This window comes from Pseudoalteromonas sp. DSM 26666, from assembly GCF_900116475.1.
In the GTDB taxonomy this organism is placed as follows: Bacteria; Pseudomonadota; Gammaproteobacteria; order Enterobacterales; family Alteromonadaceae; genus Pseudoalteromonas; species Pseudoalteromonas tetraodonis.
The window spans coordinates 36,514-60,335 of the sequence record NZ_FPAR01000009.1; the positions used below are offsets into that span (position 1 = coordinate 36,514).

The 23,822-nt window shown below is 40.4% G+C and carries 22 protein-coding genes; 8 read left to right on the plus strand and 14 right to left on the minus strand.

The features are described from left to right. Nucleotides 1-45: 45 nt before the first annotated feature. A complete protein-coding gene (locus BM380_RS14955; protein ID WP_090495032.1) occupies nt 46-1,659 on the minus strand; it encodes an endonuclease in 1,614 nt (537 codons plus the stop codon). A 298-nt stretch (nt 1,660-1,957) separates the two neighbouring features. On the opposite strand from BM380_RS14955, the gene BM380_RS14960 reads away from it, so the two are divergent. The 4 genes from BM380_RS14960 to BM380_RS14975 all read left to right on the plus strand — a co-directional run bounded on the left by BM380_RS14960 (nt 1,958) and on the right by BM380_RS14975 (nt 6,982). Then, complete coding sequence (locus tag BM380_RS14960) at nt 1,958-3,772, plus strand: assimilatory sulfite reductase (NADPH) flavoprotein subunit (protein WP_090495034.1); 1,815 nt, start codon at nt 1,958-1,960, stop codon at nt 3,770-3,772. 62 nt (nt 3,773-3,834) lie between these two features. Beyond that, the gene (cysI, locus tag BM380_RS14965) at nt 3,835-5,532 is read left to right on the plus strand and encodes an assimilatory sulfite reductase (NADPH) hemoprotein subunit (RefSeq protein WP_028835920.1); all 1,698 of its coding nucleotides are present in this window, start codon (nt 3,835-3,837) and stop codon (nt 5,530-5,532) included. A 42-nt stretch (nt 5,533-5,574) separates the two neighbouring features. Further along, on the plus strand, nt 5,575-6,315 hold the full coding sequence (locus tag BM380_RS14970) for a phosphoadenylyl-sulfate reductase (RefSeq protein WP_028835921.1): 741 nt from the start codon (nt 5,575-5,577) through the stop codon (nt 6,313-6,315). Between the two features lie 136 nt (nt 6,316-6,451). Next, nucleotides 6,452-6,982 (plus strand): DUF4124 domain-containing protein, encoded by a 531-nt coding sequence (locus BM380_RS14975; RefSeq protein ID WP_013463785.1) that lies wholly within the window; start codon nt 6,452-6,454, stop codon nt 6,980-6,982. 10 nt (nt 6,983-6,992) lie between these two features. On the opposite strand, the gene BM380_RS14980 is transcribed toward BM380_RS14975, so the two are convergent. The 4 genes from BM380_RS14980 to BM380_RS14995 form a co-directional block, all read right to left on the minus strand. Next, entirely contained in the window at nt 6,993-7,229 is a 237-nt protein-coding gene (locus BM380_RS14980; RefSeq protein ID WP_024601183.1) for a hypothetical protein, read from the minus strand. 157 nt (nt 7,230-7,386) lie between these two features. Continuing rightward, on the minus strand, nt 7,387-10,131 hold the full coding sequence (acnA, locus tag BM380_RS14985) for an aconitate hydratase AcnA (protein ID WP_033102717.1): 2,745 nt from the start codon (nt 10,129-10,131) through the stop codon (nt 7,387-7,389). Nucleotides 10,132-10,331: 200 nt separating this feature from the next. Next, nucleotides 10,332-10,760 carry a hypothetical protein gene (locus BM380_RS14990; protein WP_013463788.1) on the minus strand — a complete coding sequence of 143 codons (429 nt, stop codon included), beginning with the start codon at nt 10,758-10,760 and terminating at the stop codon, nt 10,332-10,334. Nucleotides 10,761-10,856: 96 nt separating this feature from the next. Next, complete coding sequence (locus BM380_RS14995) at nt 10,857-11,240, minus strand: RNA-binding S4 domain-containing protein (protein ID WP_013463789.1); 384 nt, start codon at nt 11,238-11,240, stop codon at nt 10,857-10,859. 244 nt (nt 11,241-11,484) lie between these two features. Between BM380_RS14995 and BM380_RS15000 the strand changes: the two genes are divergently transcribed. Both BM380_RS15000 and BM380_RS15005 read left to right on the plus strand, forming a co-directional pair. Further along, nucleotides 11,485-11,763 carry a hypothetical protein gene (locus tag BM380_RS15000; protein ID WP_013463790.1) on the plus strand — a complete coding sequence of 93 codons (279 nt, stop codon included), beginning with the start codon at nt 11,485-11,487 and terminating at the stop codon, nt 11,761-11,763. 56 nt (nt 11,764-11,819) lie between these two features. Continuing rightward, nucleotides 11,820-12,485: a hypothetical protein gene (locus tag BM380_RS15005; protein WP_013463791.1), complete on the plus strand. Its 666-nt coding sequence runs from the start codon at nt 11,820-11,822 to the stop codon at nt 12,483-12,485. A 1-nt stretch (nt 12,486) separates the two neighbouring features. Here BM380_RS15005 and BM380_RS15010 read toward each other — a convergent pair whose 3' ends face one another. The 5 genes from BM380_RS15010 to glnA form a co-directional block, all read right to left on the minus strand. Beyond that, on the minus strand, nt 12,487-12,945 hold the full coding sequence (locus BM380_RS15010) for a Crp/Fnr family transcriptional regulator (RefSeq protein ID WP_090495036.1): 459 nt from the start codon (nt 12,943-12,945) through the stop codon (nt 12,487-12,489). Nucleotides 12,946-12,976: 31 nt separating this feature from the next. Beyond that, entirely contained in the window at nt 12,977-14,362 is a 1,386-nt protein-coding gene (ntrC, locus tag BM380_RS15015) for a nitrogen regulation protein NR(I) (protein ID WP_010391999.1), read from the minus strand. Between the two features lie 15 nt (nt 14,363-14,377). After that, on the minus strand, nt 14,378-15,448 hold the full coding sequence (glnL, locus tag BM380_RS15020) for a nitrogen regulation protein NR(II) (RefSeq protein ID WP_013463793.1): 1,071 nt from the start codon (nt 15,446-15,448) through the stop codon (nt 14,378-14,380). Nucleotides 15,449-15,528: 80 nt separating this feature from the next. Further along, nucleotides 15,529-16,050 (minus strand): DUF4124 domain-containing protein, encoded by a 522-nt coding sequence (locus BM380_RS15025; protein ID WP_024601187.1) that lies wholly within the window; start codon nt 16,048-16,050, stop codon nt 15,529-15,531. 114 nt (nt 16,051-16,164) lie between these two features. After that, complete coding sequence (glnA, locus tag BM380_RS15030; protein ID WP_013463795.1) at nt 16,165-17,571, minus strand: glutamate--ammonia ligase; 1,407 nt, start codon at nt 17,569-17,571, stop codon at nt 16,165-16,167. Between the two features lie 508 nt (nt 17,572-18,079). Between glnA and typA the strand changes: the two genes are divergently transcribed. After that, nucleotides 18,080-19,903: a translational GTPase TypA gene (gene typA / locus BM380_RS15035; protein WP_013463797.1), complete on the plus strand. Its 1,824-nt coding sequence runs from the start codon at nt 18,080-18,082 to the stop codon at nt 19,901-19,903. Between the two features lie 210 nt (nt 19,904-20,113). Next, nucleotides 20,114-20,431: a hypothetical protein gene (locus BM380_RS15040; RefSeq protein WP_090495038.1), complete on the plus strand. Its 318-nt coding sequence runs from the start codon at nt 20,114-20,116 to the stop codon at nt 20,429-20,431. 159 nt (nt 20,432-20,590) lie between these two features. On the opposite strand, the gene BM380_RS15045 is transcribed toward BM380_RS15040, so the two are convergent. The 4 genes from BM380_RS15045 to BM380_RS15060 form a co-directional block, all read right to left on the minus strand. Next, entirely contained in the window at nt 20,591-21,322 is a 732-nt protein-coding gene (locus BM380_RS15045) for a CBM9 family sugar-binding protein (RefSeq protein ID WP_175527472.1), read from the minus strand. Between the two features lie 79 nt (nt 21,323-21,401). Then, nucleotides 21,402-21,827, minus strand: coding sequence for a BLUF domain-containing protein (locus tag BM380_RS15050; RefSeq protein WP_016900061.1), 426 nt, complete (start codon nt 21,825-21,827; stop codon nt 21,402-21,404). Nucleotides 21,828-21,915: 88 nt separating this feature from the next. After that, on the minus strand, nt 21,916-23,007 hold the full coding sequence (locus BM380_RS15055) for an MBL fold metallo-hydrolase (protein ID WP_013463801.1): 1,092 nt from the start codon (nt 23,005-23,007) through the stop codon (nt 21,916-21,918). 138 nt (nt 23,008-23,145) lie between these two features. Next, nucleotides 23,146-23,799 carry a DUF2959 domain-containing protein gene (locus BM380_RS15060; RefSeq protein ID WP_013463802.1) on the minus strand — a complete coding sequence of 218 codons (654 nt, stop codon included), beginning with the start codon at nt 23,797-23,799 and terminating at the stop codon, nt 23,146-23,148. Nucleotides 23,800-23,822: the final 23 nt, after the last annotated feature.

A 23,822-nucleotide genomic window follows, 5' to 3' on the forward strand; every position in this document is an offset into this window, starting at 1 on the left:
CGAAGCCCGAAGCCCGAAGCCCGAAGTTCGAAGCCCGAAGTCCTTTTACCAAATCATCTCTACAAATTCAGGGTGGTCGATATACGGGTTACGATTTCCCTGAAATTCAAACGCTGCTTGATTGCGGTCTAATTCCATTTGGCTAACGGGGTCGTTGTTATGCCATTTTAACAACATAGACACGACCCAATTTTCAAATACTTGGTTACTAGAGCCGTTAAGTACTGCATTACTAGCCGTAGTGTTATTTTGCCAAGAGCCGATTACGTTTTGGTAGCGTGTAGCCATGTAAAAATAAGCGCGAGCAAAGTCACCTTTAAATTCATCAATAGGCTCAAATACAGTACCAGTGTAATTAATCGCACTACTTGCAGAACCTAATTGACTGCCATTGGTTGAAGTAAACGTAGCGCTGGCCACTTCACCGAAAGGGAAGTTGCTACGCTTTGAATTTACATAGCCGTCAGTGGCGTAAATATGATGAACATCAGAGTTCATTGGTTCTATGGTGCCGCCAAACCAGCTTTTAGGAAATGAATGTTCACGGTTATAACAATCGGCTTCGCTATTGTAGGTACCGCACTGATCGCTTACAGCAGTATAAGTGTAGCTATCAACTCCATTTGGCTTTTCACTGTACATATCTAAAATACTATTATCATTTTCAAAGTATTTATCGCGTGCTGATGCGTCGTAAAAACTCCAAATAGCAGAATAACCTTGAGCGTTATGGTTATTAATAATGTTATAAAGCTCAGTTTTTAGCGTGTATCCAGTTAAGCCTTGGGTTGTCACATAGTAGCCGGTTGGCGTCGGTGTTGGCTGAGTCTCACCTAATGAGAATGCGGTAGACTCACTTGATTGAAAGCTTGATCCACTGGCAAGCAATGTGGCTTCATTATTCAAGGCGTAGCTACCACTGCCATATGAACAGCAAATACCATCGCCGTAGCTGTCGTTAATAGTAAATGTATAGTCGCCATTGGTTAAACATAATTGTTCGGTGTATTGAGTATTTGCGGCATAACCACTGCCGCTTGCAACTATACCGACTTGGTTGTGTGTTATTTGCCAACTGGTTTCTTCGCCGTAGTTATCTGTGGTTAGGTTAAAAGTAAGGCTGTTATCTGCGCAGCTTGGAGAACCGCCGCCGCTATCATTATTAGGTAAGAAGTTATCAACATAAACTAACTCACTACCATCAAAGCCGCTTGTATCGTAAAAGCGTAAACCGACATCAATCGTTTTACTACTATCAGCGGTATAGCTGTAAGTTATGGTTTGCCACTGGTTTGTTAAAGCAGGGTTTGAGTAGCCTTGATAACCATCTATGAACAAACGGGCCTTAAGATGACCTTCGGTATGATACACATCCACTGAGAACTCATAAGTTTTGCCCATTTCAACTGCGACTTGCTGTAAAAAATCAGTGTTACTTTGTGTGCCTGTATTTACGCTAATCACAGCTGCTTGTAAGCCTGTACTCACGACTGTGCTGTTGGCAGATACGTTAATACCGCTATCAATCACCGTCCACGCTTGTGGAGTGTTGCCTGTCCATTGTTCAAAATTACCATTGACGACATTAGCCATCGCAGGCAAAGAGCTCAATAACAACGTGCTCAGAAGTAACTTATTTTTATATATACCGTGTAACATGTTTGTTCCTAATTTATTTTTTTAAGCAATATACATTAGATTATAAAGGTTGCAAAATTGTTAAATTAGAATTTCATAAAAGGCAATAAAAAACCTTTAGGTTAATTTCACTGGTTTTTAACGAGATTAATAACTAAATGGAATATCAAAGCAGATTCTATTCTTTTTTTATCTATGCTTAGACGGCTATCCTGCATACTCAATTAACCTCAACAGAACCTTCTGAATGAGGTGGCACTCATTTTAAACAATGTGAACAAGCATTGTGTTTAACGTTCAGGGTTATGAGGAAAAATTCATGTTGTTAGGTCAACTCAATGCGCTAGCAAGTCCGCTTTCGCAAGAGCAAGTACAAAAGCTACAAGGTTTAGTGGCTGAGCTTAATCCAATTCAGCAAGCGTGGGTTAGCGGCTATTTAGCTGCTAATGCTAATTCAGCAGCGCTAGGTGCGCCAATTGCAGGTACACCGGCAACCTCTGAGGCAGCAGTACTTACTATTTTGTATGGTTCACAAACAGGTAACGCTAAAGCGGTGGCGACTAAGCTTAAAGAGCAAGCTGAATCTCGTGGGTTAGCTGCAAAGCTGGTTAGCATGTCAGATTACAAGCCAACCGCATTGAAAAAAGAAAAGTTTTTAACCGTTGTTGTATCAACTTATGGTGAAGGTGAGCCACCTGAAGATGCCGAAACATTGTACGAATTTTTAATTACCAAAAAAGCGCCAAAGCTTGATGGCGTTAAAGTCGCGGTATTAGGTTTAGGTGATTCTAGCTATGAATTTTTCTGTCAAACCGCTAAAGACTTTGAAGAGCGTTTAACTAAACTCGGTGCAGAGGTTATTTATCAACGTGCCGACCTAGACGTTGATTACGATGATGAAGCCGCCACTTGGATTGAGGGCGCGTTAAATGCGTTTGAACCAGATTTAAAAGCTCAGCAAGATGCCACAGGCGGCCAAGTTGTATCAATGCCATTTGGCACGCCCACGACAGCGGCTAGCCAATACACTAAGCAAAACCCGTTTGCGGCAGAGCTAAGCTTAGTGCAAAAAATTACCGGTCGTGACTCAACCAAAGATGTACGCCATGTTGAAATTTCACTTGAAGGCTCTGACATTACCTATACGCCGGGTGACTCGTTAGGCATTTACTTTTTAAATGATGAAGCCCGTGTAGATGAGCTACTAGCACAAACGCAAATTGATCCAACTAGCCGCGTTAAACTTGGCGATGAAGAACTTAGCGTGCGTGATGCCTTAATTGAAAAACTAGAGCTGACACAATCGTACCCTGGTTTTGTCGAAAAATATGCCACGGCTACAGGCACGCCTGAACTTCTTAAGCTTGTGGAAGATAAAGCCGCAATGCGCGAATATATTGAGCCTCGCCAAATTTTTGATGTGGTTGCACAAAACCCAGCTAAATTAGAGGCGCAAACACTGGTTGATTGCCTACGTAAACTGCAAGCGCGCTTATATTCAATTGCTTCTAGCCAAAGCGAGGTTGAGGACGAAGTGCATTTAACTATTGCATTGGTTGAGTTTGAAGCGTTTGGCACAGAGCATTTAGGTGGCTGTTCAGGCTATTTAGCACGCCGTGCGCAAGAAGGCTGTAAAGTAAAAGTATTTAGTGAACATAACGACAACTTCCGCTTACCAGTAAATGATGACAAACCGATCATCATGGTAGGGCCAGGTACAGGTATTGCACCGTTCCGTGCTTTTTTACAAGAACGTGATGCGCGAGAGGCTACGGGTAAAAACTGGCTGTTTTTTGGTAACCCACACTTTACCCAAGACTTTTTATACCAAGTAGAAATTCAAGGTTACTTAAAATCAGGCTTATTGAGTAAAGTAGATGTGGCGTTTAGCCGTGATCAAGCAGAAAAAGTTTACGTGCAAGACAAGTTACGTAAAAACTCAAAAGAAGTATTTGACTGGCTAGAAGCGGGTGCTCATTTTTATGTGTGTGGCGATGCAAACCGTATGGCTAAAGATGTACACAATGCCTTAATTGATATCATCACAGAAAATACCGGCAAAAGTAATGAAGAGGCCGATCAATACTTAAAAGATTTGCGTAGCGCAAATCGCTATCAGAAAGACGTGTACTAAGTGCACGTTGTTTATTTTATTAAAAGCTAACAGCCGTCACTGTAACAAATTTAGGATTTAAAATGAGCGAACAAGATAAAACCGTAAAGCTTTCTGATAACGAACGTTTAAAAAGAGAAAGTAACTTTTTACGCGGCACTATAGCGCAAGATTTAAAAGATGAAATTACCGGTGGTTTTACTGCCGATAATTTCCAGTTAATTCGTTTTCATGGCATGTACCAGCAAGATGACCGCGATATTCGTCCTGAGCGTGCTAAGCAAAAGCTAGAACCACTACATAATGTCATGCTGCGTGCGCGTATGCCTGGCGGCATTATTAAGCCCGAGCAATGGTTAGCAATTGATAAGTTTGCTGGGGAGAAAACCAGCTATGGCAGTATTCGTTTAACTACGCGCCAAACATTTCAGTTTCATGGTGTATTAAAACCTGAAATTAAAGGTATGCACCAATTACTTAATAGCGTGGGTATTGATTCTATTGCAACTGCCGGTGACGTGAACCGAAATGTACTTTGTACCACTAACCCTGTTGAGTCTGAGTTACACCAGGAGGCGTATGAGTGGGCGGCAAAGATTTCTGAACACTTATTACCTAAAACCAAAGCGTATGCAGAGATTTGGCTCAATGGCGAAAAAAGCGAAACCACAGAAGAGCCTATTTTAGGTTCAACTTATTTACCGCGTAAGTTTAAAACCACAGTAACAATTCCACCAAATAATGAAGTGGATGTTCATGCAAACGACTTAAACTTTGTGGCGATTGCTGATAACGGTAAATTAGTTGGTTTTAACGTGCTAGTAGGGGGTGGCCTTGCCATGACCCATGGTGATACTGCAACGTATCCACGAAAAGCCGATGATTTTGGTTTTATTGCCCTTGAAGATACCTTAAAAATTGCTGAGCACGTAGTGTCTGTGCAACGTGATTGGGGTAATCGTTCTAACCGTAAAAACGCAAAAACTAAATACACACTTGACCGTGTTGGGTCCGATGTATTTAAAGCAGAAGTTGAAAAACGTGCAGGCGTGAGTTTTGCACCAAGCCGCCCTTATGAGTTTACTCATCGAGGGGATCGTATTGGTTGGGTTGAAGGCATTGACGGTAAACATCACTTAACGCTCTTTATTCAAAGTGGTCGTATTTTAGATTACCCCAATAAGCCACTGAAAACAGGGTGTCGTAAGATTGCAGAAATTCATCAAGGTGATTTTCGCATGACCGCCAATCAAAACTTAATTATTGCCGGTGTGCCTGCGGATCAAAAAGCAATCATTGAAAAAATAGCGCGTGAACACGGTTTGATTGATGACAAAGACACTGAGCAACGTAAAAACTCAATGGCGTGTGTGTCACTGCCCACTTGTCCTTTAGCGATGGCTGAAGCCGAGCGTTACTTACCGAGTTTAATTGAAAAAATAGAAGGCTTATTGGCTAAGCATGGAGTACCAAATGACAGCATTATTATGCGTGTGGTTGGTTGCCCTAACGGCTGTGGTCGTGCCATGCTAGCTGAAGCTGGATTAGTAGGTAAAGGCCCAGGTAAGTACAATGTTTACCTTGGCGGGAATACGGAGGGTACGCGTATCCCTAAGCTTTATCTTGAAAATGTGGGCGAAGAAGTTTACCTAGAGGCATTTGATAAGCTGATTGGGCAATGGGTTAGTGAGCGCAATGAAGGCGAATGCTTTGGTGATTTTGTTATTCGCAAGGGTATTGTTGCAGAAGTAAAAGTATCTGTTACCGATTTTTACGCATAATTTAAAAGCAGCGCACCGCGCTGGTGAGGTTTAAAATTGACCATGAGTGAATTTAAAAACATATTACAGCTAGATAAGCAAAGTCAACAGGCTATGTTAGCTGATGCGAATGGTTTGCTGGCTAACATGAATGCTGAGCAGCGCGTTGCATGGGCGCTAGAGCACTTGCCTGACACCGCGTTTTTATCATCGAGTTTTGGTATTCAAGCAGCGGTAATGTTGCATTTAATGACATCACAGCGCCCCGATATACCTGTTGTATTAACAGACACGGGTTATCTATTTCCAGAAACCTATCAGTTTATCGATCAGATGAGCGAGCGTTTATCACTTAACTTAAAAGTGTATAAAGCGCAGTTGAGCCCTGCATGGCAAGAGGCTAAATTTGGAAAACTATGGGAGCTTGGTGAAGAAGGTATTAAGCAATACAACCAGCTCAATAAAGTAGAGCCAATGACGCGTGCTTTAAAAGAGCTTAACGCGAGCACTTGGTTTAGTGGCTTGCGTCGAGATCAATCGTCGAGCCGTGCTGAAAAACAAGTTTTAGAAATAAGCCGGGGTACAGTAAAAGTGTACCCTATTATTGAGTGGAACAATCGTGATGTGTACCAATACCTCACTAAACATGACCTGCCATATCACCCGTTATGGGAGCAAGGCTATGTGTCGATGGGTGATGTACATACTACGCGTAAATTAGAGCCAGGTATGAGCGAAGAAGAAACTCGCTTTTTTGGGTTGAACCGTGAGTGTGGCTTACATATTGATGGTGATGGAATTTAATTACCTTATTATTCAAAGCTATAAATTTAAAAACGCAGCTAAAGCTGCGTTTTTATTTTGTGGAAAATAATTGCCTGACTGCTGTTTTTTTATTATATTAATGATAATAAAGGATTAAATTTACAGCAGGAACGCTATGAAATACTTTACCTACTTAGCAATATCAGTAATGGTCATTGCTCTTATCTCTTTGTTTTATCTTAAAAAGCCAAATGGGCAACCTTGGCTCACCAGCTCATTGATTAAAAATGAATCTTTTTCTATTAAAGATAAAGTGGTAGCGCTTTCATCTAATACATTCGAACAGCTCACACTTGAGCTTAAAAAAGTAGGAGATAAAATCACATCGTCACCGTTAGCATCTGACTCTCAAAGTAAAATTTATAAGTGGCAAGATGAGCAAGGGCAGTGGCATTTCTCCGATGTGCCAAATAAAAATGGCAAGAGTATTGAAGTGCATCTTGATCCCGCAGATATTAATGTTGTGGTAGCCGAAGATACGGCTATATTAAGTGGCAGTGCTAAATCTGCGGCAAAACCTTTTCCTCAGCGAGCGCCTGAAATATACAACAGTGAGTCAATCAATAAGTTGTTTGAAGATGCTGAAAAAGCCAAAAAGAGAATTGAGCAACGCAGTAAAGAAGTCGAAAGTTTCAGCGGCTTTTAGCCCTAGGGAGTTACTGCGATTTCAAGTAGCGCTTTTCTGCTTCCATTAATAATATGGTTAAATAAATTTTAGTTGGCAGTGATAAAAACACACCAATTGCAATGCACGCTGCTGCAGTAATAATGCCTTTAATACCGTACTGGCTGGTAAAGTAGCTCGATACAATTAATACATGGCCTGTCACAATCAGGCATAACCCAAGCAAAATAGATGTTTTAAGCAGTCTTATCATTACTATTGAAGACATGGCGACCTCTGCGCAGCGTGTCTTCTTAGTGTATGGTATCTTGATAGAGCAACATTGATTTAGCGCAAGGGTGTATCAATATTTACTCTATAGCGAATGTAAAAAAGCCCAGCTCATTGCTGAGCTAGGCTTTTAAGCTACCTTGTTTAATGGCTAGTTAGTCGAGCATATTGCGTAATACGTACTGCAAAATCCCGCCATGTTTGTAGTAATCCCACTCTTTAGGGGTATCAATACGCACATCGGCACTAAAACTAACTTGTTTACCTTCACTGTTAGTGGCAATGACACTGACTTCGTCGGTTTTGTCGTATAAACCTTGAATATCAAATTGTTCTTGCCCCGTTAAGCCCAATGACTCATGGCTTTCACCCTCTTTAAATTGTAAAGGTAATACGCCCATACCAATCAGGTTCGAGCGGTGAATACGCTCATAGCTTTGTGCTATCACAGCTTTAATACCGAGTAGTAATGAGCCTTTTGCAGCCCAATCTCGTGAGGAGCCGGTACCATATTCTTTACCTGCTAGAACCACTAATGGTGTTCCACTCTCTTGATATGCCATTGCCGCATCATAAATACTCTCTAGCTTATCGTCAGGTTGAGTGCGAGTGACACCGCCCTCAGTACCGGGGGCGAGTAAGTTTTTAAGGCGCACATTAGCAAATGTACCACGCATCATCACTTCGTGATTACCACGGCGAGAACCATAAGAATTAAACTGTGCTTTTTCTACCCCATTTTCTTGTAGATAAAGTCCTGCGGGTGCCTCCGCTTTAATCGCACCTGCTGGTGAAATATGATCGGTAGTCACTGAATCGCCTAGTTTAGCTAGACAGCGCGCACCTTCTATTTTTGGGATCCCCGGTGGTTCAACACTCATACCATCAAAGAATGGCGCTTTTTTGATATAAGTCGAGGCAGCATCCCAATCGTAAAGCTTACCATCAGGTATTTGAATTTTTTGCCAGCGACTGTCGCCATCGTAAACATTGGCGTAGCTTTTTTCGAACATTTCTTTAGTTACCGTATTTTTTACAAGCTCACTCACTTCTTTAACGCTTGGCCAAATATTTTTAAGGTATATATCGTTACCATGCTTATCTTGCGCAAGTGGTTCGTTGTATACATCAATATCGGTTCTACCTGCTATAGCATAAGCTACTACAAGTGGTGGCGACGCGAGGAAGTTCATTTTAACGTCTTGGTGAATACGCCCTTCAAAGTTACGGTTACCCGACAAAATAGAGCTTACAATTAGTTTATGTTTTTGAATAGCTTCTGAAATTTCATCCGCTAATGGGCCTGAGTTACCGATACAGGTGGTACAGCCATAACCAACTAAGTTAAAACCAAGCGCATCAAGATCATCCATTAACCCTGCTTTTTCAAGGTAATCGGTAACCACCTGCGAACCTGGTGCTAAAGACGTTTTAACCCAAGGTTTTACATTAATACCTAATTGACGTGCTTTTTGAGCCACTAATCCTGCCGCTAAAATTACGCTTGGATTAGAGGTATTAGTACAGCTTGTGATTGCAGCAATGACGCAGGCGCCATCGTTTAATTCAAACTCTTGGCCATTAAAGTTAACTTTTGCTGCGCCCATAAACTGCGCTTCATCAGTGGGTTCGTCAGGATTGGTAGTAGGGCCTTCACTTTCAATACGCGCTTGCTCTTCATCGCTTTTATCTCGACGTGCCATACGTTCGTCTTGGAAGTCTTTTAAGTGTTGACCAATAACATCACCGGCTTTATCCAGTGTGATTCTGTCTTGTGGACGTTTCGGGCCAGCAAGACTTGGTACTACATCATCTAAAGTTAGTTCTAGCTTATCGGTATAATGTGCTTCATCGCCATCATTACGCCATAAACCTTGATGTTTTGCGTAATCTTCAATCAGTTTAAGCTGCTTTTCATCGCGATTAGTTAAGCGTAAGTAATTAATCGTTTCATCATCAATAGGGAAAATACCACAGGTTGCACCATACTCTGGTGCCATGTTGGCAATAGTCGCTCTGTCGGCCAGTGGTAAGTCGGCAAGCCCGTCACCATAAAACTCAACAAACTTACCTACCACACCATGATTCCGTAGCATTTCAGTAACAGTTAATACTAAATCTGTTGCTGTAGTGCCCTCAGGTAAGCGGCCATTTAATTTAACGCCAACGACCTGAGGAATAAGTAGGCTAATAGGTTGGCCAAGCATGGCGGCTTCGGCTTCAATACCGCCTACACCCCAACCGAGTACGCCTAGGCCGTTGATCATGGTTGTGTGAGAATCAGTACCAACCAGTGTATCTGGATAAGCTAACGATTTACCGTTTTTTGTATCATTAAATACTACACGTGCTAAGTATTCTAAATTTACTTGATGGACAATACCGGTGGCTGGTGGCACCACTTTTAAATTATCAAATGCGGTTTGACCCCAACGTAAAAACTCGTAGCGCTCTTTATTACGTTCATATTCTAGTTTTGAATTTAAGTCGAATGAGCCATCTTTACCGTAACCATCCACTTGTACTGAGTGATCGATCACCAGTTCAGCCGGAGAAAGCGGATTTATTTTTGCAGGATCGCCACCAAGCTTTTCCATCGCATCACGCATGGCGGCTAAGTCAACAATAGCAGGGACACCGGTAAAATCTTGCATTACTACGCGGGCAGGGGTGAAGGCTACTTCGGCCGAGGGCTTAGCCTTTGGATCCCAATCTAGTAGTGCCTGAATATCTTGCTCTTTAATATTCACACCATCTTCATTACGCAATAAATTTTCTAGTAATATTTTTAACGAAAAAGGCAGGCGTTTGGCTTTATCGCCAAGTCCCATGAGCGAGTTAATATGGTATTGCTCGCCATTGATAGTAAGCTGTTGTTGGGTGTCGAAACTATTTTTCATTATTTGTCCCTTCAATAAATTAGATTGATATTCTTGAAAAAGTGACCTCTGTAGTAGTTTGCAAACTGTGTACCATGATAAAAAAATACCATGCAGTGTAATTTTTTTGACTGTTATATAAATAGAGATGAAGGCCAAAAGTTAAAATTCAAGGGATGCTCTGAGTAATAATTGGCCACAAAACTAAACTCAAAAAAGTGTTATTTAAAGTAGTCCTGTTGTTTTAAGTGGAAACTTAAATACACCAATGCAATCGCAATTAAGGTCACTGCAATAGGCATAAAAATAGCGCTAACGCCAAACAAGCTGATGCTATTAATAATCATAAAATTATAGTATTGCTGAGCTAAAACCGCTGCCAAAGAGATTATTAATGTTAATGTGGCTAGTGACTTTTTGAATAATAAAAGTACGCACCCTAATGCGCCGCCAAATACTGCAATAGCAAACGCTAAAGTAGCCCATAGAGGTTGGCTGTTATAAGCAAGTTGTTGTTCTTGTGGGAGTTTACTTACCATTTCGGGTGTTAATAATAGCTGCATGATAAATGCAAAAACACCTAATATATTCCATAACAGGGCGGTGATGAGTACGGGTTTTATCCAGCGGTTTGCAGTGTTTTCTGACATGTAAGCATCGATTTTTTATTATTGGTATTCTATTAAAGAATAAAAAAGCCAGTGATGCAAACTGGCTTTTAATAATACATATGACGTAAGCGAATGTTAGCCAAACGAAATAGGACGACGACCCGTTTTTTCATCCACTTTAGGTTTTTTAGTACGTTTGCGCTTATTTTTAGCCGGCTCTGTTGTTGCTACTGGCGCGGCTTTTTCTGCTGTAACTGTTTCATCAATAACAGGACGCTCTGCAGGAGTTGCATCTTCACTTAGCGTCAGTTGGAACAACTCGCCATCAAATGTAAGAACATCGCCACTGTATAATTTTTTCCGTTTAATTGTACAAATTTCATGGTTAACACCTACATAGCCACCGCTAATTAGATTTTTTGCTTGGCCACCACCTTCAACTAGATCTAATACTTTTAATAATTTACAAAGCTCTATAGGCTCTTCTTCTAATTCAATTTCTATATATTCTTCGTTCATCATGTTTCTCTGTGGGGGTGGCATTAGCTGTAGTATAAAGGCTAGCTGGTTATTTTGCACCAAAGTGCGTTTGTTAGATGCGATGATTGTGTATTTTTTATGAAACTTTTTACCTCTTTCATTTGTCTTTAAAAAAACTGAAGTAATTCAAGACTACACTTCGCGTGAAAAAAATTACACATTGGCGCGCTTATTGCCAATATCTGTCGTAAAAAGAGATTGAATATAAACAGTGGAGTAAAACATGGGCATAAGATTAGCGATGAAAAAAGAGCTAATGGGCTTAGACAATTCAGATATGTTAACTGCTGATGATGTTAGAAAGCATTTGGCTCAGCAGGTACAAGAAGACACTGAACGTGGTTTTTCAGTTATCTCCAAGTTTAATGACACCCATAGTCAGTTAGTCAGCGGGCTTAAAACCAAACAAAGCGAGCTGGTATTTGAACGACATCGTTTATTTAATGAAGTACTTTATAATCGCCAGAGTGTTGATGCATGGTTAAATAACCAAATAAATTAAATTGCCATTTTAAATCCCCCCTTATAGACTACACTTGTAATCGATCGGGGGTGATAATGAAAAATGGAATTTTAATATGTGTATTGGTGTTTTTATTAGCTGCGTGCCAGCGACCTACTGTTTATGTTTTTATTGAAAACTTGCAAGGTGAACAGCGCAACCAGCTAGATGCTGCACTAAATGCACAAACTCTTCCCTATGAATATGTAGAACTAGCAATCCCATCAGATTTTGGTGAGGCCACATTACTACTCTCAAGCGATAAAATTTACCCCAAAGAGACGGAGCAACTTGCAGCTATAATGCAAGAGCTAGGGTACGCGCCACAAGTTAATTATACAAGTCGTTCAAATCATTTTTATGGTGATGGCAATATAGGCTTTTATTTAAAAAATGCTGATGCCAATAGAAATTTTGTTATGCCTAAACAGCTGAGAACAACTCATTGCAGCGAAGATAAATACAATGATTTAGCAGTCAAATTTGCAAATGAAGCTGTTGAGTTTACATTACCAAGTGGCGCAATCGTGAGGCTAAACTGGGAATATTTATATGGTTATGTTGTTGTTTATTTTAAAGACTATTCGCAAACATACAGTCATTCGCAGCCGCTTGTAAATACCCCCTTTGGCGCCAAGCCGTCAGATACCTACACATATACCGCAAGCGTTAACACCCCAGGTTGGCTTGATTGCTCACTACAAATTGTTTATATGGACTGATTTAACAGTGGGTTTCTATATGTTCGCTTAGTTTAGCTATGCGCAGGCTCATTCCTTCAATAATACGGTCTTTAATTTTTTCGCGTATAACATTAGGTAGGCGGGTAAGGGCATCGGCAGTAATAGCCAGTACGATGGCATTTTCTTTGGCGCGTGCATTAATGCTGCGCTCTCGGTTATTAATAAACGCGCCTTCACCAATAAATTCACCAGGCTCTATACTGCCCAGTTCCAGTAGGTGACTATGCTTAAACACCATCAGAGAGCCACTGAGGACAATAAAAAGTCGCTTGTCATTATCAAACTCTTTAAATAAAAACTGATTTTTACTTACTAAGTATAATAATCCAAACGACTCTAAAAGAATTTGACGTTCATTAAGCGTGAACTCTTTAAAGAATTCTAAGCGATTTATAATTTCCATTTGCTTAAACAAAGGGATGTTTTCAATTAACTTCATCAATTACCTAGGGCGCTAGCCTTATAAAATATCAGCTAATATTGCGCTCTTTTAATTTACGGGTCAACGTATTGCGACCCCAACCAATTTTTACCGCGGCTTCTTGCTTATGGCCTGAACAATTAGCGAGTGCTGTTTTTATTAAGCGGGTTTCCAGCTGGGCTTGAATATCCGGCCAAATATTTTCTTTACCTTGTTTAAACTCTTGATTAAGCCATTGCTGAAATGAATCTAGCCAATCGCCTTCTTGAGTTGCGGCGGCATTATCAATAATTTCAGGGGGTAAATCTTGCTCACCAATCAGCTCCCCAGGTGCCATTACGGTTAACCATCGACAGGTGTTTTCAAGCTGGCGAACATTTCCTGGCCAATTAAATAAACACAGTTGTTTAATCGCTTTAGGGCTAAGTACTTTACTATCTACTTGCAGGTCTTTTGCACTTTTATGTAAAAAGTGTAGCGCTAAGCGTTCTATGTCTTCGGGGCGCTCGCGTAGAGCCGGCAAGCGTAAGCGAACCACGTTTAAACGATGAAATAAGTCATCTCTAAACTTACCTTGTTTTACCAGCTCTTCTAAATTTTGGTGAGTGGCAGCAATGATGCGCACATCCACTTTTATACTTTGATGGCCGCCAACGCGGTAAAACTCGCCATCGGCTAATACGCGTAACAAGCGGGTTTGTACATCAAGTGGCATATCACCTATTTCATCCAAAAATAAGGTACCGCCATTGGCTTGTTCAAAGCGCCCTTTACGCACGCTATCGGCCCCCGTAAAAGCGCCTTTTTCATGGCCAAATAATTCAGACTCAACTAACTCTTTAGGAATAGCGGCCATATTAAGAGCAATAAATTGGTTTTCTTTACGCGGGCTGTGATTGTGCAAGGCGCTGGCAACCAACTCTTTACCGGTACCTGATTCACCATTGATGAGTACGCTCATACTGGATGCTGAGAGTTTGCCTATAGCACGAAACACTTCCTGCATAGCAGGGGCTTCGCCAATAATATGAGCGCTTTTGGGTGGCGCGCTTTTTCGTTTGGTTTTTTTGGTCGAATTAGCACGATAGGCGCTTTCCACTAGCGCAACGGCTTCATTTAAATCAAACGGTTTAGCTAAGTACTCAAACGCACCTTTTTGAAAAGCATTAACCGCTGAGTCTAAATCAGAGTGTGCGGTCATAATAATAACGGGTAGGCCAGGGGTTTGCTCAGCTATCAGCTCAAGTAACGCCATCCCGTCCATCCCCGGCATTCTTACATCTGAAATTAACACACTGGGTTGACTAAATTTTAGTGCATTAAGAACGTTTTGCGCATCTGCAAAGCTTTCTACTTCAAACCCTGCGCGAGTCAGTGCTTTTTCTAGTACAAAGCGAATTGAGGCATCATCATCTACAAGCCAAGCTGTTTTCATGCAAACTCCAAAGTATTAATCTGTAAATGGCAGATAAATATTAAATTCAGTATGTCCTGGCCAACTATCGCATTCGATATAGCCATCATGTTGATCAATCAAGGTTTGCGCTATAGATAATCCAAGTCCCGAGCCACCTTCTTTATTAGTGGTCATAGGGTAAAATAAGGTGTCGCGTAAATTAGCATCAATACCTGGGCCGTTATCCATTACTTGAATAAGCAATGCCTTTTTAGGGGCTTTTCCCGGGCGACGATGCTGATAATTAATCCGTGTTTTTATTTTTATTTCGCCACCATCCACCAATGCCTGTTGCGCATTACGCACAATATTAAGCACCACTTGTTGAACCTTGCTCTGATCAATATAGACATCAGGAATACTCGGGTCGTAGTCTTTAACTAACCGAATATCGCGGTTGTTATCTAACGTACTGAGTTTAACAACCGACTCTAATGTTTGATGTATATTGCCATACGATTTTTGCGGTAGTTGGTTAGGCCCAAGGAGTCTATCAACTAATTCACGCAACCGATCGGCTTGTTCAATTATCAGTTCTGCACATTGATCTCTTTCTTGTTGATCACCCTCGTACTGCAATAATTGCGCCGCCCCGCGAATTCCACCCAGCGGGTTTTTAATTTCATGAGCTAAACCGCGAATTAAGTTACGTGCAGCTTGGTATTGATGCATTTGATTTGAGACTTGGTCGTGCTTTATTTCGTCATCGGTTTGTCGACATTCAAATAAAATATAATAGGTGTCGTTATGTTTTATTCGCCGAGTACTCACCGCTAATTTTGCATGGCGAGAATCGATAAACACCACGTCAGCCCTGTGCTGGTGGCAGTCTACACCATCAACTAACGAGTACTGTGCAATGCGTTTTAAGTCGATAGAATGGTAGTTAAATAAATCGTCGAATGCTTGTCCTAGCAAACGTTTTTCGCCTAAGCCAAGTAATTCACTGGCACTGGTGTTAGCGTAAATAAGCTGAAAGCTTTCATCAAGTAACATCAGGGCGGTGGTTTGGTTTTGCCAAATTATATTCAGTAGCTCTGGGCTAAAATGTGTTTTATTAATCATCATTGCACCATTTTAGTGCGCCTGGGAAGGTAGGCAAGGTTTTTAGAAAATATACGCTAAACACGCGTACTTAATTGTAATTATCGACCTATGTTAAGGCCTTTACGGTGCATAAAAAATACACTTTCAGGACTGGTTGCAATTACCTGATTTTGTTTATTATAAAGTTTAACTTGCAGTGTGTGTTGGCCTCGCTCCACATCTCTTAACGCCAGTGTAGTGGTGTCACTAGGTTCACCAATGGCAACGCCATTTAAAAATAAACCAATGGTAAATCCAGCTTCAAATCGAGGGGCAATACGGGTAGAGACATACACAGAGCCGGTGTTTTCCCTGATAGTTTGGTTTGGTTCAGGCGATGAAATACTAATACTAAACTTTACTGCTGTTTTAGTAGGAGCAGTATCAAGAATATCGGTGTTTGTAGCGGGCATGCTGAGATGTTGGCTCGTGAGTTTAACCTCTTTAGCGCCAGGCTGAGGAGTATCTGAAAAAACCAACACCCCATTTTTGTCTTTCCATGCGTAAATTTTTTTATCGCTCGCATGGCTATTAAGGCTTAACATTAAAGCTATTAATAGCAACAAAATCTTACCTACCATCCAGCTATCCTGCATTGTTTAAACTAACTTCACTTTAGTGTAGAACCGTTAAATTTACCATAAAAAAAGCCCGCAAAGCGGGCTTAAAACACACATTATTTATCGGTTAATAAATTAACAGCTGTAGTACATTTCGAACTCAACAGGGTGAGTTGTCATGTTAAGTTTTTCAACTTCTTTTGACTTAAGTGCGATGTAAGCATCGATTAGGTCATTGGTGAATACACCACCTTGGTTTAAGAATTCACGGTCTGAATCAAGTGCAGCTAGTGCTTCATCTAATGATGAGGCTACTGTTGGAATTTCTGCCGCTTCTTCAGCTGGTAAGTCGTATAAATCCTTGTCCATAGCATCGCCAGGGTGGATCTTGTTTTTAATTCCGTCAAGGCCAGCCATAAGCATTGCTGAGAAAGCAAGGTATGGGTTAGCTGTTGGATCTGGGAAGCGTACTTCGATACGACGACCTTTTGCAGATGGCACAACTGGAATACGGATTGACGCCGAACGGTTACGAGCCGAGTATGCAAGCATTACCGGAGCTTCAAAACCAGGTACTAAACGTTTGTACGAGTTAGTTGACGCGTTAGCAAAAGCGTTGATCGCTTTAGCATGTTTGATGATACCGCCAATGTAGTAAAGTGCATCTTCAGAAAGTCCGCCGTATTTATCACCTGCGAATAAGTTTACGCCATCTTTTGCTAAAGACTGGTGACAGTGCATACCAGAACCGTTATCACCAACAACCGGCTTAGGCATAAATGTTGCCGTTTTACCGTAAAGGTGAGCCATGTTGTGGATAACATATTTCATTTCTTGGATTTCATCGGCCTTTAACACCATAGTATTAAAACGCGTTGCGATCTCGTTTTGACCGGCAGTCGCCACTTCGTGGTGATGCGCTTCAACAACTTGACCCATTTCTTCTAAAACTAGGCACGTTGCAGAACGCCAATCTTGGAAATCATCAACAGGTGCAACTGGGAAGTAACCGCCTTTAACACCTGGGCGATGGCCTGTATTGCCATCTGCATATTCTTTATCTGAGTTCCAAGCTGCTTGCTTAGAATCAATTTTATACATTGAACCTGACATGTCAGATTTGTATTTAACATCGTCAAATACGAAAAACTCTGGTTCTGGGCCAAATAAAACAGTGTCAGCAATACCCGTAGAGCGCATGTACTCTTCAGCGCGCTTAGCAACTGAGCGAGGGTCGCGTTCGTAACCTTGTAATGTAGAAGGTTCAACCACGTCACAACGAACGATTAGTGTTGTTTCTTCTGTGAAAGGGTCAAGTTTAATTGAATCTGCATCTGGTAGTAACACCATGTCTGATTCGTTGATGCCTTTCCAGCCAGCAATTGAAGAACCGTCAAACATCTTTCCATCTTCAAAAAAGTCTTCATCAACTTGATGATGAGGAATAGAAACATGTTGCTCTTTACCTTTTGTGTCAGTAAAGCGTAAATCAATGAACTTAACGTCATTTTCTTTAATAAAATCTAAAACCGATTGTGACATGTGTCCTCCAACTATTGGGTTTTATTATTGCTGCTTAGATACGTTGAATATCTACAAGCTGATTTTGTGCCACTATTATAATTATTTGTTTTTTATGTAAAAAAATATAAATAAAATAAAGGTGATATAGATTAAGCACCATCTTAGTGCGTAATTTTTCCAAAATGGTGCAATATTTACAAAGCAATAATTGCTTGTAAATTAATCACCTTAGACTAGCACAAAGAAAATGCAAAATACGCAGTAAAGTCGCTTTAAATTAACCCAAAACCATCTTTTTATATAAATATCTAAAAATTAATTATCATAATTAATTATTTTAAAACAATGGGTTAATTATTTTATTGAGAAAGTTTGAAATTTTATTTTGGATAAACTTTCATCCATTCCATTTATAGGGGATAATATGCGCCCTTTTAAATCCTATGCTGGGACATCTCGTGAAAGCGCAGGTGAGAACGTATAGCCCCTGCAGGATCAATGAGATTCAATTTCTCTGAGTGAATATATGAGCATCGAAAAGTTAAGAAATATAGCAATTATCGCCCACGTTGACCACGGTAAAACAACACTGGTTGATAAACTACTTGAGCAATCAGGTACATTAGAAACACGCGGCGGTAATGAAGAGCGCGTGATGGATTCAAACGACATTGAAAAAGAACGTGGTATTACCATTTTAGCGAAAAACACCGCTATCTCATGGAATGATTACCATATCAATATCGTAGATACTCCTGGACACGCCGACTTCGGTGGTGAAGTTGAACGCGTACTTTCGATGGCTGACTCAGTATTACTACTTGTTGATGCTCAGGAAGGTCCAATGCCACAAACGCGTTTCGTAACGCAAAAGGCATTCGCGCAAGGCTTAAAGCCAATCGTTGTTATCAATAAAATTGATAAGCCAGGTGCTCGCCCTGATTGGGTTATGGATCAAATCTTTGATTTATTCGATAACCTAGGCGCAACTGATGAACAGTTAGACTTTAAAGTAATCTACGCATCAGCAATCAATGGTTGGGCTACATTAGATTTAGACGAAGCATCTGATAACATGGAACCTATGTTCAAGATGATCGTTGACGAAGTATCACCACCGGATGCAGATCCTGAAGGTGACTTCCAAATGCAGATTTCACAGCTTGATTACAACTCTTATAAAGGTGTAATTGGCATTGGTCGTATCAAACGCGGTTCAGTTGTACCTAACCAACAAGTTACGGTTATTAGCGCTGACGGGTCTAAACGTAACGGTAAAATTGGTTCAGTACAAAGCTACTTAGGTCTTGAGCGTATTGACACTGACAAAGCTTACGCTGGTAACATCGTAACGGTAACGGGTCTTGGCGAGCTTAAGATTTCAGATACGCTTTGTTGTCCTAACAACGTTGAAGCATTACCTCCACTAAGTGTTGATGAGCCAACAGTAACGATGACGTTCTCTGTAAATAACTCACCTTTCTGTGGTAAAGAAGGTAAGTTTGTAACATCACGTAATATCCGTGAGCGTTTAGACAAAGAGCTAGTACACAACGTTGCACTTCGCGTTGCAGACACTGATAACCCAGATAGCTTCCGTGTATCGGGTCGTGGTGAATTACACTTAGGTATCTTAATCGAGAACATGCGTCGTGAAGGTTACGAGTTAGCGGTATCTCGTCCAGAAGTTATCTTACGTACTGTTGATGGTGTGTTAGAAGAACCGTATGAAACACTAACAATTGACTGTCAAGAAGAGCACCAGGGTTCTATCATGGAACAAATTGGTCTTCGTAAGGGTGAGCTTACTGATATGGCCCCAGATGGTAAAGGCCGTATGCGTTTGGACTTTATGATCCCAAGCCGTGGTTTAATCGGTTTCCAAACTGAGTTCATGACGTTAACATCGGGTTCTGGTTTACTTTACCATACGTTCGATCACTACGGTCCGCACAAAGGTGGCGAGCTAGGTGTTCGTAAGAACGGTGTAATGATTGCAAATGCAACAGGTAAAGCACTAACTAACGCATTATTTAACTTACAAGAGCGCGGCCGTTTATTCATCGGTCACGGTGTTGAAGTATACGAAGGTATGGTTATCGGTATTCATAGCCGTGATAACGACCTTACAGTTAATGCGCTTAAAGGTAAGCAACTTACTAACGTTCGTGCATCTGGTACCGATGAAGCACAAACACTAACACCAGCTCTTAACTATTCACTTGAGCAAGCGCTTGAGTTTATTGCTGATGATGAGTTAGTAGAAGTTACACCTGAGAACATTCGTATTCGTAAACGTCATTTAACTGAAAATGAGCGTAAACGTGCGGGTCGTGCGCCTAAGTCATAATCTATTAATTTAGAATCATGATTTTAAAAGCCGCTGTATTGCAAAATACAGCGGCTTTTTTGTGGATAATAGTTAGCCAGAGAAGAGCGTAAGTCCACAGGTTAAAGCATCGCAGTTGGTTCGATACTGTTAAACAGTTTTTAATATTGAACCTAAAAGAGGTATTAAGTTATTATCAAAGCTATATTTACTATGTGCGTGTGAGCTAGTGTGAATACCGAAAATGAAATTATGGCAAAACTAGAGATAGAACATATTGCTGAACTGCAAAAATATAAAGATGAATTTGAAACGTTAGGAAAAAATGATTGGGGCTTGAAAGATCTCATATCAATTTTTTTACCCTTTATTTTGTTATCAATTGCTAATAGCTTCTATGATATTGAAACTGAAATATTTCAAATAATATGTTTTATTTTCCTTGCTTCAGCTGTGGTGCAGGGAATGATTAGGGAGCAGACCAAAAAAACAAATCGCAGAATTGATTTGCTTCTTAAAATTATTAATCATGAGCAAAAGAGTGGCTGAAATTAGCTTTATTAGGGCGCAGCGCTCTTTATATAAGGAAAAACGTGCTTGAGAATTAAATAATCTATATTGCAAAGTCTCTGTTTTTGTTAATAGGGTATTTTTGTTGGGTTTCGCTTAGCTCAACCCAACCTTCGTTATCAATTATTTAGTTAGTGATTACTTACTTTTCGGTAGCAAAGTGATTTTACCAAATACATCTGCGTCTATAAATCCTCGGTTTCTGTCACCGTTCACTGGCTTTACTTCGTGTGAGCCCATAAAGTGCTCACGAACTTTACTGCCGTCGTTATCGCAATATGCGAGCATAAAGCCAATAACGTGTTTTTCAGTTAATTTAAGCGGAGTGTTTTGTGCGCCTTGTTGATAATCATTCGGGTAGAGTTTTATCGCCACTTCCCACGTGATGTTATAGGGCGCAGTGGTATTACGCTTCCAGTTACTAACTAAGTGGTCGGTATATAAATGCGCTTTTTTATCAGGGCCATAATCGGCTGCTTGGTTATCAAGACCAATGTGATAAGCAAACGCGGTATGATTAAACTGATGATTACCACCCGATGCGTCACTATCTATAAACACTTCTAAGGCATCATCATCCCAGTATTTATCAGTTGGATTTGGGTGAGTATCAATCAGCACATCGTCACTAATATCTGCTTGTAAATACAAGTAGTTTTCATCCCATAGAAGACGGTATCGGCCTTTAAAATCGGCCTCTGATGAGGGAAGTGCGCCATCCATTAGGTGCGGCATAGGATGCCATGTGGCGCTATCCCATGTACTTTCAGAGACACCATCAATAATAATAGCTGTTGATGTATGACTAACTTCAATAGCCATAAGTGGTTGGGTGAAAAGTAAACTAAAAGCGAGTAGTGTTTTTTTCATTAATAAGCTCATCAATTAAAGATGATTTAGCTTGGCTTAAATAGCAATTAAAAACAATCTCATAGTTGTATTTATTATATTAACTTATTGCCCCAGTTATGCTTGTTTTTAATGCCAGCATTAATAAATGCGCGCTTTCACCCGACATTTTAAAAGGGTTAAAGTCAATGTTACCCGAGTATTTTAGATTAAGTAACTCGGTTAGCTGTGATTGCGGCACATAGCCCATTGACCATGTTTCAAACTCTCTTTCGGGAATTTGGGTATAGTTGAGCATAATTACATTGTGGTGGCGTTTGTCATTTAATATTTGTTGATAGGTATTATTAACAGCGGTTCTGGAGCCTTCAAGGCATTGTAAAAAGTATTCATTACTAAAACATAACATGCCGGTGACATTTGTTTTTACATTGTAGGTTCGCGCACTTTGTAAAATATTTTCTATATCTTCAGGCCCAAAACCACTACTTATTTTACTGGCGTAAATGAGTCGCACAAGAAACATAAAACCCCCTGACTGTTTAGTTAATTAAAGATAGTTCAGTGAGGGGGTTATTACTAATTATGTAAACGCATTTTGTGTAAATGACTAATTAAAGCTGGATGCTTTCACCTTCATTTAAAATATACAGGGGTATCTTCGAGTTCATTTTTTTATGCATATGCAATAAGCGCAGTAGTGCAGAGTGGCTGCTGTGATCGCCCATCTTCCAACTTGAGTTACCATAGCCCCACGGTATCATTACTTTACAGTTAAGCGCTTGTGCTGCGGTTAATGCATCCTCAGGAGTGGTATGTACATAACGGTACCAGTTGCCGTTCTCTTTATGGTAATAAGAGGCAATAGGCATTAAGCACACATCGATATCGCCATATTTTTGCTGTATATCGTTAAAGTGTTTTGAATAACCTGTGTCGCCTGCAAAAAATAAAGTGCTGCCACTTTGCTCAAGTAACCAGCCATTCCATAGGTCTTTATTGTTATCTTCATAAATAAAAGGCACTAACACACGGCTACTAAAATGATGCGCAGGTAGCGCATGAATGGTTAAATCATCAATTTTAGTTTTTGCATACCATGCCATTTCACTAATGTTAAAGCCACCTGTTGGAAAGTTATCAGCCATACCAAGGGGGGTTAGGTAGCGAGGCTGATTACCAATTTCTTCAATATCGGCTTTATTGAAATGATCGTAGTGAATGTGAGAATACATAACGGCGACTAAGTTTTTCAATTCATTGTCTGTGAGCCAGTCGCCAGGCTTGCGATAAAATCCTGAAGTAAGGCGAAAAGCTAAATCAATAGGCGAGTCAAATTGCTCTTTTACGGGATCAAACACAACTTGTTGGCCATTCGGGGTTTTGATCACAAAGCCTGCGTGTCCGAGCCAACGAATAGTAAAGCCCGCATTAACCTGCGGATTTTTTTGCTGACCTTGATATTGGCAGTTTTCAGCCTCTGTTTCACAAACTAAGTTATTGTTTTTTGGGTAGCAATCAGTTTCACAGCTAACAGGATAACTTTTTTTGCCTGGGTAGAGGTTGTGGTAGCGCCCAGCTTGCTCACCTTGTTGATGAAGTGGAATAACGGTATTAGGGCCAGCAATAACCTCAATATTATTCGCAGTGCTGCATGCAACGAGCACACTGGAGGCGATGATTAAGCTAAGTGTATGTATTTTCATAATTCATTTTTAGTTGTTATTTTTATCTTACTGAAAGTGTAACAAAAGCAGTTTGCTAAAAAAGGACAAAAAAGTAACAAAAAGTGTGTATAAAAAAGCCCGCTATTTTTAGCGGGCTCAGTTTAATAGGTTAAATATTTAGGATTTATTCATTTGCTCAATAAATTTATTTGAGTCTTCAATCGATTTGTTCATATCATTCATTAATAACTGAATATCGCGCTTTAAGTTAGTAAATTCACCTTTGATAGCCGCTACCGCTTGCGCATTTAAGTTATGCTTTAAATACAATACGTTGTCTTTTAAAGATGATAATACCGGCTCCATTTTACTCTCGGCGCTGCGCATTGAGCGAAGTAACTGGTCGAATTGACGTTGTGTTGCTGCTAACTTTTTGCTGCTTTCACGTTTAAGTGAGGCACTTTTGTATTGCTCTAACTCATCATTCCACTCATCAAATAAAGCTTCTGCTACGTCTTCAACTTTATTAATGTTACTTGATACTTCGTTTGCCGCTTGAAGGCTTGACTCGTAATCGTCATTAAGTTGATTGTAAGCATCTTGCAATTCACCGCCATCAAAATTAATGAGTGTAGTTAAACGCTCAAGTGCTGATTGAAATTCTTGTTGAGACTCTTGTTGTGAGTCTTTTGTTTCTTCAACGCGGTCAATCAAAATATCACGCTTATGAACACCTACTTTTTCCATTGCCGAATAATAAGCAGACTGACAACCAGAGAGCATCAGCATTAACGCAAGTATGGTTGTCCCTAAAAATGTTTGTTTTTTCATCTGAATTCCTATTTACGAGTGTT

Bases quoted from the DNA above. Each gene is read 5' to 3' on its own strand.
- BM380_RS14955 (WP_090495032.1), bottom strand. From the start codon at position 1,659: ATGTTACACGGTATATATAAAAATAAGTTACTTCTGAGCACGTTGTTA.
- BM380_RS14960 (WP_090495034.1), top strand. From the start codon at position 1,958: ATGTTGTTAGGTCAACTCAATGCGCTAGCAAGTCCGCTTTCGCAAGAG.
- cysI (WP_028835920.1), top strand. From the start codon at position 3,835: ATGAGCGAACAAGATAAAACCGTAAAGCTTTCTGATAACGAACGTTTA.
- BM380_RS14970 (WP_028835921.1), top strand. From the start codon at position 5,575: ATGAGTGAATTTAAAAACATATTACAGCTAGATAAGCAAAGTCAACAG.
- BM380_RS14975 (WP_013463785.1), top strand. From the start codon at position 6,452: ATGAAATACTTTACCTACTTAGCAATATCAGTAATGGTCATTGCTCTT.
- BM380_RS14980 (WP_024601183.1), bottom strand. From the start codon at position 7,229: ATGTCTTCAATAGTAATGATAAGACTGCTTAAAACATCTATTTTGCTT.
- acnA (WP_033102717.1), bottom strand. From the start codon at position 10,131: ATGAAAAATAGTTTCGACACCCAACAACAGCTTACTATCAATGGCGAG.
- BM380_RS14990 (WP_013463788.1), bottom strand. From the start codon at position 10,760: ATGTCAGAAAACACTGCAAACCGCTGGATAAAACCCGTACTCATCACC.
- BM380_RS14995 (WP_013463789.1), bottom strand. From the start codon at position 11,240: ATGAACGAAGAATATATAGAAATTGAATTAGAAGAAGAGCCTATAGAG.
- BM380_RS15000 (WP_013463790.1), top strand. From the start codon at position 11,485: ATGGGCATAAGATTAGCGATGAAAAAAGAGCTAATGGGCTTAGACAAT.
- BM380_RS15005 (WP_013463791.1), top strand. From the start codon at position 11,820: ATGAAAAATGGAATTTTAATATGTGTATTGGTGTTTTTATTAGCTGCG.
- BM380_RS15010 (WP_090495036.1), bottom strand. From the start codon at position 12,945: ATGAAGTTAATTGAAAACATCCCTTTGTTTAAGCAAATGGAAATTATA.
- ntrC (WP_010391999.1), bottom strand. From the start codon at position 14,362: ATGAAAACAGCTTGGCTTGTAGATGATGATGCCTCAATTCGCTTTGTA.
- glnL (WP_013463793.1), bottom strand. From the start codon at position 15,448: ATGATTAATAAAACACATTTTAGCCCAGAGCTACTGAATATAATTTGG.
- BM380_RS15025 (WP_024601187.1), bottom strand. From the start codon at position 16,050: ATGGTAGGTAAGATTTTGTTGCTATTAATAGCTTTAATGTTAAGCCTT.
- glnA (WP_013463795.1), bottom strand. From the start codon at position 17,571: ATGTCACAATCGGTTTTAGATTTTATTAAAGAAAATGACGTTAAGTTC.
- typA (WP_013463797.1), top strand. From the start codon at position 18,080: ATGAGCATCGAAAAGTTAAGAAATATAGCAATTATCGCCCACGTTGAC.
- BM380_RS15045 (WP_175527472.1), bottom strand. From the start codon at position 21,322: ATGAAAAAAACACTACTCGCTTTTAGTTTACTTTTCACCCAACCACTT.
- BM380_RS15050 (WP_016900061.1), bottom strand. From the start codon at position 21,827: ATGTTTCTTGTGCGACTCATTTACGCCAGTAAAATAAGTAGTGGTTTT.
- BM380_RS15055 (WP_013463801.1), bottom strand. From the start codon at position 23,007: ATGAAAATACATACACTTAGCTTAATCATCGCCTCCAGTGTGCTCGTT.
- BM380_RS15060 (WP_013463802.1), bottom strand. From the start codon at position 23,799: ATGAAAAAACAAACATTTTTAGGGACAACCATACTTGCGTTAATGCTG.